Annotated in this window: 15 protein-coding genes and 1 tRNA gene; 6 read left to right on the forward strand and 10 right to left on the reverse strand. The window is 32.2% G+C overall.

Translation table 11 applies throughout. The features are described from left to right. Window positions 1–9: 9 nt before the first annotated feature. The 4 genes from KEM10_RS21915 (at window position 10) to KEM10_RS21930 (ending at window position 2,836) form a co-directional block, all read left to right on the forward strand. Window positions 10–94, forward strand: a tRNA-Ser gene (locus KEM10_RS21915). A gap of 248 nt (window positions 95–342) precedes the next feature. Beyond that, complete coding sequence (locus tag KEM10_RS21920) at window positions 343–1,557, forward strand: site-specific integrase (protein WP_212219833.1); 1,215 nt, start codon at window positions 343–345, stop codon at window positions 1,555–1,557. 495 nt (window positions 1,558–2,052) lie between these two features. Then, entirely contained in the window at window positions 2,053–2,307 is a 255-nt protein-coding gene (locus KEM10_RS21925) for a hypothetical protein (protein WP_212219836.1), read from the forward strand. Window positions 2,308–2,563: 256 nt separating this feature from the next. Beyond that, window positions 2,564–2,836 carry an HU family DNA-binding protein gene (locus KEM10_RS21930; protein WP_212219839.1) on the forward strand — a complete coding sequence of 91 codons (273 nt, stop codon included), beginning with the start codon at window positions 2,564–2,566 and terminating at the stop codon, window positions 2,834–2,836. 79 nt (window positions 2,837–2,915) lie between these two features. Here the strand turns inward: KEM10_RS21930 and KEM10_RS21935 are convergent, their stop codons facing one another. The 9 genes from KEM10_RS21935 to KEM10_RS21975 form a co-directional block, all read right to left on the reverse strand. Beyond that, window positions 2,916–3,314: a diacylglycerol kinase family protein gene (locus KEM10_RS21935; RefSeq protein ID WP_212219842.1), complete on the reverse strand. Its 399-nt coding sequence runs from the start codon at window positions 3,312–3,314 to the stop codon at window positions 2,916–2,918. A 684-nt stretch (window positions 3,315–3,998) separates the two neighbouring features. Further along, window positions 3,999–4,760, reverse strand: a complete 762-nt coding sequence (locus tag KEM10_RS21940) for a phosphatase PAP2 family protein (RefSeq protein WP_212219845.1) — start codon at window positions 4,758–4,760, stop codon at window positions 3,999–4,001. 64 nt (window positions 4,761–4,824) lie between these two features. Next, window positions 4,825–7,848: an efflux RND transporter permease subunit gene (locus KEM10_RS21945; RefSeq protein WP_212219848.1), complete on the reverse strand. Its 3,024-nt coding sequence runs from the start codon at window positions 7,846–7,848 to the stop codon at window positions 4,825–4,827. Then, entirely contained in the window at window positions 7,845–8,792 is a 948-nt protein-coding gene (locus KEM10_RS21950) for an efflux RND transporter periplasmic adaptor subunit (RefSeq protein ID WP_212219851.1), read from the reverse strand. Before KEM10_RS21950 ends, KEM10_RS21945 begins: the two co-directional genes overlap by 4 nt. An 8-nt stretch (window positions 8,793–8,800) precedes the next feature. Beyond that, the gene (locus KEM10_RS21955) at window positions 8,801–10,084 is read right to left on the reverse strand and encodes a TolC family protein (RefSeq protein WP_212219855.1); all 1,284 of its coding nucleotides are present in this window, start codon (window positions 10,082–10,084) and stop codon (window positions 8,801–8,803) included. Between the two features lie 69 nt (window positions 10,085–10,153). Further along, entirely contained in the window at window positions 10,154–10,609 is a 456-nt protein-coding gene (locus KEM10_RS21960) for a PepSY-like domain-containing protein (RefSeq protein ID WP_212219857.1), read from the reverse strand. Between the two features lie 344 nt (window positions 10,610–10,953). Next, a complete protein-coding gene (locus tag KEM10_RS21965) occupies window positions 10,954–12,198 on the reverse strand; it encodes a sensor histidine kinase (protein WP_212219860.1) in 1,245 nt (414 codons plus the stop codon). Further along, on the reverse strand, window positions 12,195–12,872 hold the full coding sequence (locus KEM10_RS21970; protein ID WP_212219863.1) for a response regulator transcription factor: 678 nt from the start codon (window positions 12,870–12,872) through the stop codon (window positions 12,195–12,197). Before KEM10_RS21970 ends, KEM10_RS21965 begins: the two co-directional genes overlap by 4 nt. 42 nt (window positions 12,873–12,914) lie before the next feature. Beyond that, the gene (locus tag KEM10_RS21975; RefSeq protein ID WP_212219866.1) at window positions 12,915–14,045 is read right to left on the reverse strand and encodes an acyloxyacyl hydrolase; all 1,131 of its coding nucleotides are present in this window, start codon (window positions 14,043–14,045) and stop codon (window positions 12,915–12,917) included. A gap of 430 nt (window positions 14,046–14,475) precedes the next feature. Here KEM10_RS21975 and KEM10_RS25030 point away from each other — a divergent pair, with 430 nt between their 5' ends. Beyond that, window positions 14,476–14,655: a helix-turn-helix domain-containing protein gene (locus KEM10_RS25030; protein ID WP_244826110.1), complete on the forward strand. Its 180-nt coding sequence runs from the start codon at window positions 14,476–14,478 to the stop codon at window positions 14,653–14,655. A 145-nt stretch (window positions 14,656–14,800) separates the two neighbouring features. On the opposite strand, the gene KEM10_RS21985 is transcribed toward KEM10_RS25030, so the two are convergent. Further along, window positions 14,801–15,661, reverse strand: a complete 861-nt coding sequence (locus tag KEM10_RS21985; protein ID WP_212219869.1) for an AraC family transcriptional regulator — start codon at window positions 15,659–15,661, stop codon at window positions 14,801–14,803. Window positions 15,662–15,832: 171 nt separating this feature from the next. Between KEM10_RS21985 and KEM10_RS21990 the strand changes: the two genes are divergently transcribed. Continuing rightward, a complete protein-coding gene (locus tag KEM10_RS21990) occupies window positions 15,833–16,222 on the forward strand; it encodes a VOC family protein (protein WP_212219872.1) in 390 nt (129 codons plus the stop codon). Window positions 16,223–16,251 lie beyond the last annotated feature (29 nt).

The following is a 16,251-nucleotide window of genomic DNA, read 5'->3' on the forward strand; positions in this document are numbered from 1 at the left end:
TATCGACTTGGAGAGATGGCAGAGTGGTCGAATGCGGCGGTCTTGAAAACCGTTGTACCGCGAGGTACCGGGGGTTCGAATCCCTCTCTCTCCGCTGAAAGCGAAAGCAATTTAAAGTAAAACCCTGTAAGTCAACACTTACAGGTTTTTTTAATGCGCAATATTTTGAAATAAAAAGCAGTAAAACGCAATTTTTCAGAGGACTTATCGAGGACTAAAATCCCCTCAAAAAAGTCCTCGATTGATCGTTCCAATAACGCTACATTGCGCTCTATTACTCGGTTTCAAATGCCTTTGTAATGAACTCATAAAAATAATTTTAACACCAAAAATTTATGTATTATGAGCGGACTTACAAACGTCAAAATCTTGTTTTTCATTAAAAGAACCAAAGTAACCAAGAATGGTATGGCTACTATCTTTGTTAGAATTACTATTAACAAGGAAAGAACTGAATTTACAACCCGAAAGAAAGTTTCTCCTGAAATATGGGATGATAAAGCAGAAAGAACAAATGGGTTAACTCCAGAAGGAATCGAAACAAATTCTTTCATTGACCAATATCAAAAGAAGATATTCTCTTATATCGATTTTCTCACCTTGGATAACCAACCAGTATCAGCACGTATTATTCAGGAAAAACTTGTAGGTAAAAAGGAAGACCGAAGAACCATTTTAAAGATCTATCAAGACCATAATGAAAAAGCCAAAAAGCTAATCGGTGTAGATTTCTCAGCTGACACAGTTCAACGCTACGAAACATCATATATGCATACCAGGGATTTTATTCGTTGGCAATATAAACGTGAGGACATGGCTTTAGAAGAACTCAACCAACAATTTATAAATAACTACGAGTTCTATTTTAAGACTGTTCGCAATTGTAGCCATAACACAACAATCAAATACATTAAGAACTTCAAGAAGATTATTAGAATTGCCTTAGCTAATGGTTGGTTAAAGAAAGACCCTTTTGCAACTATTAAGCTCCGGTTAAAACCAGTTGATGCGGTTTATCTTACAAAAGAAGAACTGGATACCATTATTAATAAAAGCATAGGAATTGAGCGCCTACAGCAGGTTAGGGATGCTTTTGTATTTTGTTGTTTTACAGGATTAGCTTTCTCTGATGTGAAGTCTTTGAAACGTGAACATATCACGACAGACAAAGATGGCATTACATGGATTCATAAAAAAAGAACTAAAACAGATCAAATGAGTACCATTTTTGTGATTGAGGGCGCAAAAAAGCTAATCGCCAAATATCAACATGAGCCGGAATTGATTGAAAAAGGTGTCCTCCTACCCGTTTTAAGTAATCAGAAGATGAATGCGTATCTGAAAGAAATTGGGACCATATGTGGCATTGATAAACCTATATCAACACATACCGCACGTCACACTTTTGCAACAACGGTTGCATTAGAGAATAATATGCCATTAGAGGTTGTATCAAAAACTTTAGGCCATTCCAATACAAAAATGACTCAACGTTATGCAAGAACAACCGAGACTTTGATTAAAAAGAATATGGAGAAGATTAAGGATTTGTATTAAAACATATCGTTTTAAAATAAATATCTTGAATCAACCGTAGTGCTGAGCAGTACGGTTGAAAAGGTAAATTATTAAAAATTCAACTGGGGTGCTGAGCACCTCAATTGAAAAACTATTTAACTAGAATAATCAAGCCTTTTGATGGTATTCTATTTTCTCATACAATAAATTCACTAGTTTTTTGAAAATTTTTATTGATGAAATGTTAATACGGATAAAAACATTTTACTTGACCATTTAATATATGTAACGCTTTTACCTGTAGAAACTTTACATATAGATTTCTCAACATACTAAATGCCATTTTAAATTCAGTTGGAGTGCTGAGCACCTCAACTGAAAATTTGTGTAAATATTACCGACCCTTATGGTGATATTCGTAAAGATATCCACTACGTGAAAGACCCGATAAAGAAAATACTCTACATCAAATACAAACTAATTTATCCTTGCTATTGCGACTATGTGAACAAAAATAAGCTACACTTTCTTGAGATGAATTCGTTAAGAGAATTGTTGACCGTAAAGGGAAATAAATCATTTATTCCTAATAGCTCACAAAAAAGTCGTAGAGTAAAATGCTATACGCATAGTGTATTAGGCTCTAGTTATATGTTTAAATATGAAGATGCAGAAGAAACAAATGGAATAGTCATTGATGGTGTGGAGCTGGCAATCCGAGTTAGTTTCTCATTTTTCTTTATAGGGCACTTTATAGTATCCATTTTTTATGCTCAAAAATTCAACTAAAAGGGAATGGGTGTTTTTTATAGTAAATGAAGTAAATCAAACACAGTAATGTGTTTATTAATAATCTTTTTAGATATTTACTTTACATTTACTTGATTTACTTCACAACTAAATTTGATAGTTTATTGTCCTGAAATTATGAAGTAATTGAGTGTTGATATCCATAAACACCTTTCAATACCACGGTATAAACAGATGTAAAGAAGAAATAACTATCTTGCATTGAATATTTCACTCAATCTAAAAAATTAAAAGAATGAATAAATCAGAATTAGTAAGTGCCATTGCAGAGGCAAGTGGTTTGACAAAAGCAGATTCAGAAAAAGCATTAAATGCAACTACAGAAGCAATTAAAAATGCTTTAGCTAAAGGCGAAAGCATTCAATTAATAGGGTTTGGTACATTTTCAATAAGCGAACGTTCGGCTCGTACTGGTAGAAATCCTCAAACAGGTAAAGAAATTCAGATTGCAGCAAAGAAAGTTGCTAAGTTTAAGCCGGGTAAGGCTTTGGATGAAGCTGTTAACTAAAAAGATATAAGAGGAGGTGAAAGCCTCCTTTATTGTTATTATAGGTTTTCTTTAAGTGCATTAGAAGTTGAAATTCTTACTAAAAAAACGATGAATTTATCAAATAAATTATTCGTGGAATAAAAACTAAGCATCCAACAATAACGGAAACTATAGAAGAAATAAGCACAGCTCCTGCAGAATAATCTTTTATTAACCCAATTCGAGGATTTATATTCGGCTCAATAAAGTCTGCAATTTGTTCAATTGCCGTATTAAAAAGCTCTGATATAAAAACACCACCTGATACTATTGTAATCAAAATCCATTCTATCAATTCTAATTTGAGCAGTATTCCTAATATAACAGTACAAATTAAGGCAAGTACATGAATTCTAGCATTGTGTTCCTTTAATACTAAATCCTTAATTCCATTAAAAGCAAAGGCAAAGCTTTTCATTCTTCTTTTAATTGAAAAATGTTCTTTTTCATCATACATATTAAATAGTTTTATTTTAAAATCGAGTAGGCTGCCGATAGGCTTTTAGCCTATCGGAGAACCTCTCACACCACCCAGCATACGGGTCTCGTACTGGGCGGTTCGACACGTATCAATACAATGCTCTTTATACCATTGTACCTTGATTGTAGTTTAGAATAGGGCTAGTAAACTCGAAGTTTATACCTCCCTAAAGAATTTCCAATCACGTATCGTTCAGCCCTTCATCAGGTTGTAAGACTTCTGTATTACTCTATACAGCTTGTTTCTCCTGACTACTATGGCGTCTGCTGACTGCTCCGCACTACAAACGCGTGGTTACGGAGCTCTCCCCAGGTAAGAGCACAATCCTTCAACCTATGCCTGCCGCATCTACTGACTAAGGATTATTGGCTACGGGCTTTGCAATGATGTGCTTGCTTACCCTCCTTAACCAGCCTCATATGCGGTTTCTGTTCGTCAGTACAGGTTTTTGTAGTCCTGCTTCCTTTACTCCCAAGGTCACCCCTGACGAGCTTGCAGCTTACTAACTGGCTTCACCAACTTGCCAGTAAGGGACTTTCACCCTCTGGATTATTTTGAGTACTTTGGTACTCGTGCTCATGCTGGGCACACACATGTTGCACAAACTCAATTGTCAAACTAAGATTTGAGTTTGTGCAACTTTAACGAATAGTTTACTCTTTAAAAATTAAACGACAGATTTAATCCTACCTGGTTTCCATTATAATAAGGGTATGCAAGAGAGTTTATATGTTTTGCCTTTTTATTTCTAAATAATTTTTCGTTAATGAAAGGATTTATCCAATATGCTATTTTTGTACTGAGAATTCCAATTCCAGCTCCAGCTGCAACGTCAGTCAACCAGTGTCGATCATTATAAATCCTGAAAAAGCCTGTCCCAGCTGCAACTACATACCCAGAAACACCATACCATATTGAGACATCTTTATATTCCTGCATCAAAAATTCAGCTCCCATAAATGCTGTTGCAGTATGACCTGATGGAAATGAATTTTTAGTTGACCCATCCGGACGTTCAATTTTAGTAATGTTTTTCAGACTCAAAACCGTTGTAGACATTATTGCAAATGATGTGGCCAATATAACGGTACGATCTCTAAAATTATTCTTACCCTTTATTCCGACAGCGTTTAAACCGTATACTGCCAACGTAGGGGCATATTGAGAAAAATCATCAATTGTTATTTTCCTATCTATATTCTCATTCACTTCTTCCTTAATTTCCAGATTAGCGTCTTTAACCCCATCACTTTCAATTCCTATTACACCATAGCTAATTAAGGCGGCAGGAATAATTAGTGATGAATACCTAAACTTTAAATCTTTATTTGTAACGATTGTATCTAATGTCAATTCCTGACAAAATGCTTGCTGAGACAAATACATAAATAGCATGAAAATCATCAATATCTTTTTCTTCATATTGAGGTAAATTTTAATTTATAATGTTAACAATTGGTGCTTGAAAAGAAAAGAGTATCTGTTTTTACTTTTCAATAATTTTTAAGAATGATGGTAGTACTATAAGCAAAACAGGTAATGCAACGAATAAACCTCCTATGACTGCAATTGCTAGGGATTGATGCATTTGAGCTCCACTACCTAATGCCAGAGCTAAAGGCAGTAATGCAACAATTGCACTTAAGGCAGTCATAAGTTTCGGTCTTAATCTAATTGATATTGAATAAACTATTGCATCTTGTACATTCTCACCCTTTTTACGCTCTTCAGTGTACTGTAGATAGGTAAAAATTGCTGCCTCCCCTACAATGCCTATAATCATAATTATTCCAATATAACTTCCCACATTTAAAGGGATATTGAGAAAGAATAATAATAAAGTGCTACCTGACGGAGCTAATAATATTAATATAATTAGTAACAATGCTACCTTGAAATTCCGATAAAGGAAAAGTAATATCAGAAAAACTAGAAGTATTGCCATTAACAAAATAGAAAACAGTTCATTAAAAGCTTGCTTTTGTTCCTTGTAGGATCCACCATATTCTAGATTCATCCCTTGAGGTAAAACAATATTTTCTTGAATAGCTATTTGAATATCTTTTAATGTACTACCTAAATCCCTGTTATTAAGTCGTGCTGTGATATAACCAACTTTTTTGAGGTTCTCTCTATTTATTTCAGCAGTACCATTCAACACCTTTATGTCAGTAAATCTGGTTAAAGGCACAAGAGTTCCATCAGGCAGAAACACATTTGTTTTTAATAGTTTGTTATATCCAACTTTCTGGTAATCGGGATAAACTAAACGTACATCGCAGAATCTTAGATTTTCTTGTATCGAACTTGCTTTAACTCCACCAATCATGGTTTGAAGCTGTAATTGGAGATCTGTTAATGGAAGCGAGTATTCCTTTAAATTGGAATATTTTGGTTTCAACGTTAATGAAGGTCCGGCAACAACAATTCCATCAAAAACATCAGCTGTTCCTTCTACTCTTTCAATTACCGCCGCAATTTTTTTTGAATATTCCTGAATCTGAGATTCATTGTCTCCAAAGAGTTTTATTTCTATTGGTTGAACGGAACTCATTAAATCGCCTAACATATCTCCAATTACCTGTCCAAAATCGACAATCAGGGCAGGTAGTTTTTCTTCAATATGTCCTCTAATGTTGTCAATTACTTCATCAGTCGATAAAGTACGGTTTTGTTTAAGTTTTATTAAATAATCGCCTCTACTTGGCTCTGTTATAAAAAAACCCATTTGCGTTCCTGTACGACGTGAAAAAGATTCCACTTCAGGTGTATTTTCAAGAATCTTATCAACTTGTACAAGCATTTCTTCGGTGGTTTCAAGCGAAGTGCCAGGAGGACTATCAAAATCTAAGACAATAGAGCCTTCATCCATTTCAGGAAGAAATCCGGATGGTAATTTTGGAAAAACCAATACCATTGAAACAATCATCAATAGTGTAAAACCAATACTTATATAAGGACGCTTTATAAAAAAGAGTACCCAACCTTTTTTTTTTATAATTGCAGGCTTTATGTTTTTCTCCTTTTTATCCCCAAATAGTAAAATATATACCACAGGTAAAATGATCCAGCTAACGAAGAAAGATGCAATGAGTGTAATCATCATTGTATTGGTCATAATTTGAAAGTATGCACCGGCAACCCCTGTCATAATAAAAAATGGTAAGAAAATTACCAGCGTACTCAATGATGAACCGACCATGGCAGGTAGAAGGTATTTAATTGCTTTTGGAATTAATTCTTTGTATTTAGAATCAGGATGTTCTTCGTGAGTACGATGTATTTGCTCAACAACAACAACAGCATCGTCTATGACCAAACCAATTGCAGCTGCTATTGCACCTAAGGTCATAATATTAAAGTTATAACCTAAAACAAGCATTATCAGAATTGTCAGTAACAACGAAATAGGAACTGTTATTAAGATTATCAGGCTACTACGAAATGATCTTAAAAACAATATGGTGATGATAATAGCAAGAAGTAACCCTATCCATAGAACGTCGCGGATACTGGTAATCGCTTCACCAACAAAGTCAGCTTGATTATAATACGGTCTAAGTTTGATTCCTTTAGGTAAAAGAGATGTATTTAAATCTGTGATTCTTTTTTGTAATTCAACATTCACATCTGACAGATTCGCCTCAGGTTGTTTCATTACGGCCACTAAAGGAACATCATTTCCATTAGCCTTGATTTTTAAATATTCAAGTTGACCAGCTATCTTAATTTCCGAAACATCCTTTAATAGAATTTCTCCTTTGGAAGAATTCCTAATAACTGTATTTCTTAATTCGTCAATATTTCTTAATGATGCATCGGTTATAGCAAGATATAATCTATTACTTTGGTTTGCATATCCTGATGCTTCAATAAAATTTGTCTGAACAAGAATATCGTAGATCATACCAGGAGTCAATCCAAGTTGGCTTAATTTATCCTGATTTAAAACAACCTGATACTCTTTATTTCTACCTCCGGTAATAGCGACTTGTCTTATTCCTTGAATCTGTTCAAGATATGGTTTTACAGTATAGGTTGCCAAAGTTTTTAATTCTATTGGAGAAAGATCTCCTTCTAAGGAATAACCTGCCATAGCAAGAATAGCCGGATTCATTTTTTCTACCTCTACCTTTAATGATGCAGGAAGTTCAGAACGAACTTGTGTAATAGCTGCTTCAACCTGTTGCTTGGCAAGATTTATATCAGCACTCCATTTAAAAAATGCAGAGATCTCACTACTGCCTCTAGATGTTGTACTTTGTAATAATTCAAGGTTTTCACATGTTTTTATTGCTTCTTCCAATGGTTTTGTGATACCAATGAGCATATTTTCAACAGGTTGATCACCATTGTCTGCGATAACCTTAATTTTAGGGAACGTTACATTTGGCAACAACTCAACTTTTGTCCTGGAATAAGCGAATAATCCTGCAATAATTATTATAAAGCCCACAATTGCTAAAGGAGCTTTGTAAAGTATATAGAAACTTTTTTTTGGGTTTTTCATTGAATTATATTTACATAAGAACTATCAGACAAACCATATCCTCCTTCAAGAACAATATCATCACTTAGTGAAATATTGTCGCTAATAATTTGAATTAAGGAGTCGATTTCAATCCCTTTTTGTATGGGTACTTTAACTGCAACTGAGTCTTTAATTACTCTTAAAATCCAATATTTTGTTAGCTCTTCATTTGAATAGACAGAACTGACAGGAACAAATATCCCTTTATTAATCTCTTTGTCTTTAATTCTAACCTTTACGTGCACATTTTCAGGCCATCGTTGTTCAGACTCAGGATAAATTAAAAACTGATTGGTTTGATCATTATAGTTAGCAATTGGAAGCATTGTTTTTATTGTACCACAAACAATTCTATTGTCAGGTAAAATAATTGAACATGAATTATTTTGTATTTTATTAATGTCCTCTTCTACAGGGACGGAAACTACTACATGCAAAGATTCTTTAGTAACACTTTTAGCCAAAACATCACCTTCCTGCACATAATCACCACTCTGAATAAGAACCTGGTCTATAATTCCCTCAAATGATGAATAAATAGTATCTGCTATTTGTGATAATACTTCGTCCCCATGAAAAGAAGACCTTAAAACCTCTGATTCCCGGCTTTTTATAATGAATAGCGGTTGATTTTCTTTTACGTATTCTCCAGGTTGTACAAAACTTGAACAAATAATTCCAGATGATTTAGCACGAATGCCTATGTGTCCGGTAAATTGTGTAATACCCTGATATTCCCTATATAAGTCAATATTCTTTAATCTTGGATGAATTGTCTTTACATCGCAATGTATAATAGTCTCCGAATCACTATCTGTATTAAATTGACTGCATGAAGTAAAAACAAGCAAGAAGTTTATAAATACTAGAAAAGATAATGAACTCTTTAACTGATTATAAAGAGTAATTAATTTTGATACCATAGCTTTTATTAATTATTCCAATAGTTGTATTCCACAACAAGCTTATCTCGTTCAATCCTGTGATTTTCTAACGCGAGCTTGTTCTGATTGATTTTTTCTAAAAAATTGAGATAGTCAATTATCCCAACCTGTGCTTTTTTTAACTCATCATTATAAATCGATAGGATTTCTTGATAGTCATTTTGTAGTTTTTCCTCTTTCTTAATTGATTTATCTAATGTTTTAATAGCTTCGAAATATGAAGTTTTTTGCTTCTGAATCTCAAATTGTTTTATTTCCTTTTCTCTTGCTGCCTGCTCAATAATTAATTGTTCTTGTTGTCGATTGATTTTTTTTTGTTTTCTATCAAATAGGGTGTATGTTAATTGAATACCTGCACTCATACCAAAATGATTTGCCATGTTTGGTATAGTTGTAGAATTAAGACCTGTATTTGCATAAAGCCTTACTTGCGGTTTATATTGATTCTCAAATACTTTTTGTTGATATATAGCAGACAAGCTATCTTGTACATAAGTTTGAAGAAAAACAGATGTATCTACTTTAGTACAATTAATTTCAGAATTAAAATCTTTTAATTTTTTAAATGTAGTATCGGATACTCCGCAAACGGTATATAGTTGATTTAGTTTTAAACGATAGGTTGTTTTACTATTCTCAACATTTAAAGAATCAGATGAATATGCAGATAACATAAGCCGATAATCTACAAAACGATATAATCCGTGGTCAGTCAACAATTTTGTAATATCTAATTGTTGTTTAATTAACTGTGACTTTTCTAATAAACTTTGATATTCTGCTTGAGATGCCAATGCATCCAAATATTGTATAGCAAGTGAATATTTTAAAGAAATTATCAACTTATTTAGCTGATTTTCTGCCCTTAATATCTCCAAATTATTCTGGTCTAATAAATTATTAACCTGTTTTCGGTTAAAAAGAGGTATTTCAGTATTTAAGAGGCATGAATATAACCCTCCGCTAGTAATAGCAACATCATATCCAAGAGCTGATTCATTAGGATTTGTAGAAATTATCTTCCCGTTATTATTAAAATAGGGTGCAAATAATACCTCTGAACTCAAATAGGTTTTGGGGGCCAGATTATCAACTTTAATTTTGCTCTCCTCAAGCGCCAAATACGTCTTTGATGTTTCAAGCTTAACTATATCTGCACTGTGGCTTTTGGCCATTTCAAACAATTCAGGAAATGATACTTGTGCCATAGTTTCATTTCCAATTGAGACCAGATATAAAACTAATCCGGTAATGTATAATAGCTTAATCATTTAATGAAAATTAAAAGGAAACGCAGAGAAGGCGCTTCCTTTATTGTTAAAGAAATATACAATTTCATTTTAGTCGTTATCTTCTTCCTCATGTTCTTCTTCAACCTTGACTTTTTTTATTGTAATCTCAGCAGAATCAGAAACCAAAATTTCAGTTTCAGTTTCTTCTTTTTCCAATGCTATTTCATAGCCTTTGAAATCAGGTTTTTCAATTCTTTCAATTTCCTCAATTTCCCATCCTTCAAATTTCAAGGTAACAGCTTTAAATATTTCTGCAGGTACATCTTTCTTTTTGACTTCTGATTCTGTTTCAAGCCATTTGCCATTGTTGTCAAAACTTGCAGACATTTCATTTCCGCTTAGCTTAAATTCAACCTCCCATTCATCTCCTTCTTGTTCCCACTCTGGACTTTGTGCATTACTGAATTTCTGTGTAAAACTAGTTTCTACTTTTTTTGGTGGAGTCTGGCCACATGCCATAAGGGTTGTTCCAACAGCGAATAAGAATAACAATTGTCTTTTCATATTATTGATTTTTAAATTAATAGTGGAAAAGTACAATTGAATTCTAAAGATTTTCTTAAGAAACCTGTCTGATAGTCATAAAGTTGATTGTCAAGTATTTTTTTTCTTTTAAGTTAATTAAGGTAGGATAAAACGTCTGTTCTAGTAGGATTAACAAATGGGTGAGAGAATTGGATAATCGGTTTTGCAACATCGATATTGTTTAAAACAGCTGGCAAAGCAATGGCTAAATTTTACATTTTATTTTGGTAAACTAAATAAAAACAAAAACAGGAACTAACTTGTGGGGAATTTTTTCATATAATACTGAATTACTTCCTTTTATCGATTTTTGTCATTTGGTTTTATGAATAAATATTTGATATCGTAAAAAAATGCAATTCATTTTCAAAATGGTATTTAATTGATAACCCCATGGCATTGCATATTTGTTTTGTGATTGCCAGACCTAAGCCGGTTGAAGATGAATTGCTTCCCTTAAAAAATCGCTCAAATAACATATTAGAATCAAGGATTGCGGAATTTGATGTATTCGAAACAATTAATAATCCTTTAAAGAGCTCTATATTGATTTCACCTCCATTTCTATTATGAATAATAGCATTTCCAATAAGGTTACTAATTAGAATATCCAATAAAGACTTATTAGCACTAATAGTCCAGTCACTATTATTTTTATACTCTAAAACCAGATTCTTCATATCAATAAGTTCTTTAAAATTCTGCATATGCGATACTAAAACTGCGTTGATATCAATTGATTCATTTAGTGCATATTGTTTGTTTTCAATTTTTGTTAATAATAGCAAACCACTATTGATTTTTGACAATCGGTTGATTGTTTTATATATGGTATGTACTTTGTCTATCTGATTGTCTGATAATTGGTTTTCTTCAAGTAAAGCTTCAATTTTTGATCTTATAATTGCAAGGGGAGTCTGAAGTTCGTGAGAGGCATTTTCTGAAAATTTTTTTAACGTTTCATAATCTGAAATCACCTTTGTTGTTAGAGTCGTTAAAACTCCATTCATCTCCTCGAATTCCTTAATATTAGATTTTGTTGGAATAAAGGGTTCTTGTGTTTGCACCGAAAATTGCTTTAATTTCTCTAGGTTATCAAAGAAGGGACGCCAAATACTATTAGCAATTTTTCTGTTAATAATAACCAATAAGAAAAGAAGAAAAACAAAGCTTAATATAACAATCAGAGCTAGTGTTTGATATATATCTTCAGATTCTAAAAGCGATTCTCTTACTGTTACTTGGTATTTTAATCCATTCAATTTAATGTGATCAACTAATTGTCTATATTCCTCAAATTCATGTCCTACCTGAATCACAGTATCCGTAAAAACTCTTCCAGTAGTTTCTGTGCTATCTATTTTAATTGATATTAATGGATACAGCTCAAAATCATTCAAATAAACATTATCAGTTTGAATAATCTGATTAAATGTATTAACCAATTTTTCATCCGTTTCTTCTTTAACAATAGCTTTTAGAACATGATATAAAGAGATACCTGTTAAACTCAATACCAACAGCGAGTATATAATATATTGGCGATTTAATTTTTCAATTAGTTTCATTCTTCTAAGTATTTATAACCCATTCCATAAACTGTGTGGAGATAATCTGTTCCGCCTGCATTCAAAATTTTTTTTCTAAGGTTATTTATGTGGGTATATATAAAATCATAATTATCAGCAAGGTCAATATTATCTCCCCATAAATGCTCTGCTATTGATTCTTTAGTAAGTAATCGTTTCTTATTTGCAACAAAGAAAAATAATAACTCATACTCTTTTTTCGTCAAGGATAGTGCATTGTCGTTGATTGAAACAGATTTATTTTCAGGATTAATTCTTATTTCGTTGTGAATTATTTCAACTGAACCTTTAAACATTCTCCTTCTTGCAATAGCTTTTACTCTTGCATTTAATTCTGCCAAATAAAACGGTTTTGTAATATAATCATCCGCTCCAAGATCGAGTCCATATAGTTTATCATCAAGAGAGTTTTTTGCTGATATTATCAGAATACCTGTATCTATATTCTTTTGCTTTAACCATTGAATCAATGATAGTCCAGAGCCATCAGGTAGAGTTATATCTATGACTGCAACGTCATAATGATACATATGAAGCTTTTCACTTGCCTCGTTAAAGTTTTTAGATACCTCGCAGATATATCCTTCTTTTGAAAGAAATACTTCTATTTCTTTTAAAAGCTCAATTTCATCTTCTACTATTAGTATTTTCATATGATAAAGTTAAAACTGAATTCTAAAGAAATTTAAAATTTCTCAAAAACAACAACCAATATGCCATTCTATATAATCTGAAACATAAAAATTATAGGCATGTAGATTAATACCAACAAAATATTTGCTCCAGAAATTATATTTCAAACCGATTCTTTGATAAAACCTAGGTGTTTGATTTTCATACTTTCTTCTGTAAATGTAGAGGCCAGGTTGTATTACCAAGGATACTTTACAAACTAGTAATTCGTAAGATGGAAAAATACTTATCTCAAATCCATCTTTAAGTGATGCATTATTTTTAATAAGTTTTCCATTTTTTGCAGTTAAAATTGAATTTGCAGCACCAAAATAACCGAAGGTCATCCCCAACCCAATTTTAGATTTATAGGTTAGTTGCCTTTCAATAACATTTGAAAGACCATATATAGGATAATATACCCCTTTATTAGCAACAGTTGTATCAACATCATTCCCTTCATATAATACGTTTTTTAACCCAAAGTAAGAACTTACACTCAAGTTGTTCTTAGGCTGAAAAGGAGGGATTTTATCGTTAATAATGTTTTTTTGATTTCTTATAATATCATAAGACAATAATAGCTTTGGTGCTAACGTATTGATGCCCATATTAGGTTTCTTTAATGCTCCATTAGAAAAGTGGGTAAAACTTACCCCGGCACCGATGCTCCAATTTTCCGAAAGTTGATACTTTAGTTTTAATCCTAAATCGATATATACACTTTGTTCCGCTCCAATTGCAATATTATTTGCATTTTGACCAAGTTCAAATGATTCCCAATTAAATGTTAGTCCAAATCCTGCATCATAATTAATTGAAAAATTATTGGTTTTAAAAATAGGAGACGAAAAAAATCCGTATACTGCTATAGGATTCCCCAACTCTGGTGAGTGATCAAAATTTCCCATAAAAAAACCTATTCCATATTCGGGATTGTTATAAACTTGTTCCCATAATTTTGAACTATTGGTATGCCACTTTAGCCTTAGCGAAAATGCTTGAAAATCGTCAATTGATTCATGAAACGAGTTATGCCCTCGCACAAAACTATTTGTCTGCAAAAGTCTTCCGTTTTGATAAAATGCTTCTATTGATTTTGACTTATCACTCTGGTTAATAGTAATTTTTTTTTGACCAGATAATGTTTGCATTATTATCAAACTCAAACATGTTAGAACATGTGTTTTCCTTATTTTCAATTTGAAATATTCTAGCAATTAATTGGTTAAATAGTAATAAGAAGTTATATATAAAAATGGCACCAGAACTATAACTGATTCTGGTGCCAAAACCCTCCCATACTATTTAATAAACCTAAACCTCACTTTAAATAATTCTAAAATACATACAATCAGATCCTGGCTTTCATTAATAGTGCTAATGTTTTTTGTGCAATTTGTTGCAGAAATTGTAAGCACCAGTATATTCCCAAATAAATCTCAAAGATTCTCATATTTATATTTTTAGAATAAAGCAATATCAAATGCTTGGTTTAAGGTTGCTGATTATATTGGCAATATCAGCATAGATTCTAAAGAAAATCTAAAGGAATTATAACTAGTATTGTAGCCTTCCCTGAAATTGGCACAGGAGTATATCCAAAATAAAGTTATTGAAGTTGCAAAAGAAAGAGTATTTGATACGAACAAATCAATTAGCGAAGTAGCCTATGAATTAGGTTTTAAATATCCACAAAATTTTAATCGCTTATTTAAACAGAGAGTTGGATTTACTCCCAATGAGTATTGGAATTTGAATTAAAAAACACAAATTTTTCACCTTCTACAATTACTGCATCTATCCTGAATTATTTTTACTTTGTGAAAATAAAGTTGAAATAAAGTAAAAAACACTTAACCTTAAGATGATTTTATTAGAAGGCTTCTAAATAAACTATTTGATAAAACTAATTTGTATTAGAACGAAATTCTTTAGGGGAAACTTGCATAATCTTCTTGAAAGTCCGATTAAAATAAGGGATGTCATTAAATCCCACGGCTGCACATATTTCTGAAATAGTCATGGATGTTTCCTGGAGCATTATACAAGAACATTTGATTCTATATTCATTTAAAGCTGTGAAAAATGACGTTCCCTTTTCTCTTTTAAAAAATGAGCAAAAGGAAGAACTATTCATTCCTACATATTTAGCTACATCGTCAAGTGTTATTTTATCATGGTAATGCGTCAACATGTAACGATGGACTTCCTGAAGCTTGTCTGCATTGCGAGATTGCCTTTCACGGAAGCCTACAACTTGCATATCTGTGTTTGAAGAAATATGCGAGATAATTTGAAGCAAGGTGGTTAGCTGTTCCAAATTATTTTGTAAAGTCATTGAATACATTAGTCTTTGAATAGAGGACAATAACTCACCTTTTAAACTCATTCCTTTAGTTATCCCTTTCAAACTTTTAATGCAGGATACCAGTTCTGGAAATGTATTTGCACATTTATCAAGAAATGAGTCAGGAAAAATAATTGTGATATTCTCAATTTTGCCATGTTTGTCATGTACATTTTCATCAAAATACCAGCCATGAGCCAGATTTGGAGGAAGTAATATGATTTCTCCTTTAGAAAAGGTTTCCATATTGTCTCCAACCACACGAGTCCCACTCCCTATAATTACATAAGACAATTCCCAATCATTACTTTGATGAATTGTAATTTGTTCATTCCACACAATATGTACGTGATCAAAGAAAAAGGATTTATCTTTTTCAATTCCCACATGACAATATTTTACATTTTCAATACTCTCCATTCCATTTTTTATTAACAAACACAAAAATAAGACAATAGTTTTTTAATAAAAGACAAGTTTTTAAATTGTCACAACCTTACTTTGTGATAGAATAATGAAGAGTTTAATCTTAAGAATAAGACTGTATTTTATTTACAAAGGTAATTTCATCAGGCAATAAAATATTTAAAAATGAAAATTGACCACATTGCAATTTGGACTCACGATTTGGAGAAAGTTAAAAAGTTTTATGTGAAGTATTTCGGAGCAAAATGTAGTGACAAATACAAAAACACAAAAAAGAATTTTACATCATATTTTCTGTCATTTGAGGATGGAAGTACGCGAATCGAACTAATGCACAGTCCTTTTATCATGGAATTCTTAGGGAATCATGCTACATCTCTTGGCTTGACACATTTATCTATTTCTGTTGGGGATAAAAATAATGTCAATAAACTAACAGAACAATTGAGAAAAGATGGATATACCATTGTAAGTGAACCAAGAACTACTGGAGATGGCTATTATGAAAGTGTTATAGAAGATAGTGAATGGAATAGAATTGAGATTACAGAATAAAGAAGAGCGTCCAATAATTAACTTAAATA

The organism is Carboxylicivirga linearis (genome assembly GCF_018271995.1).
GTDB lineage: Bacteria > Bacteroidota > Bacteroidia > Bacteroidales > Marinilabiliaceae > Carboxylicivirga > Carboxylicivirga linearis.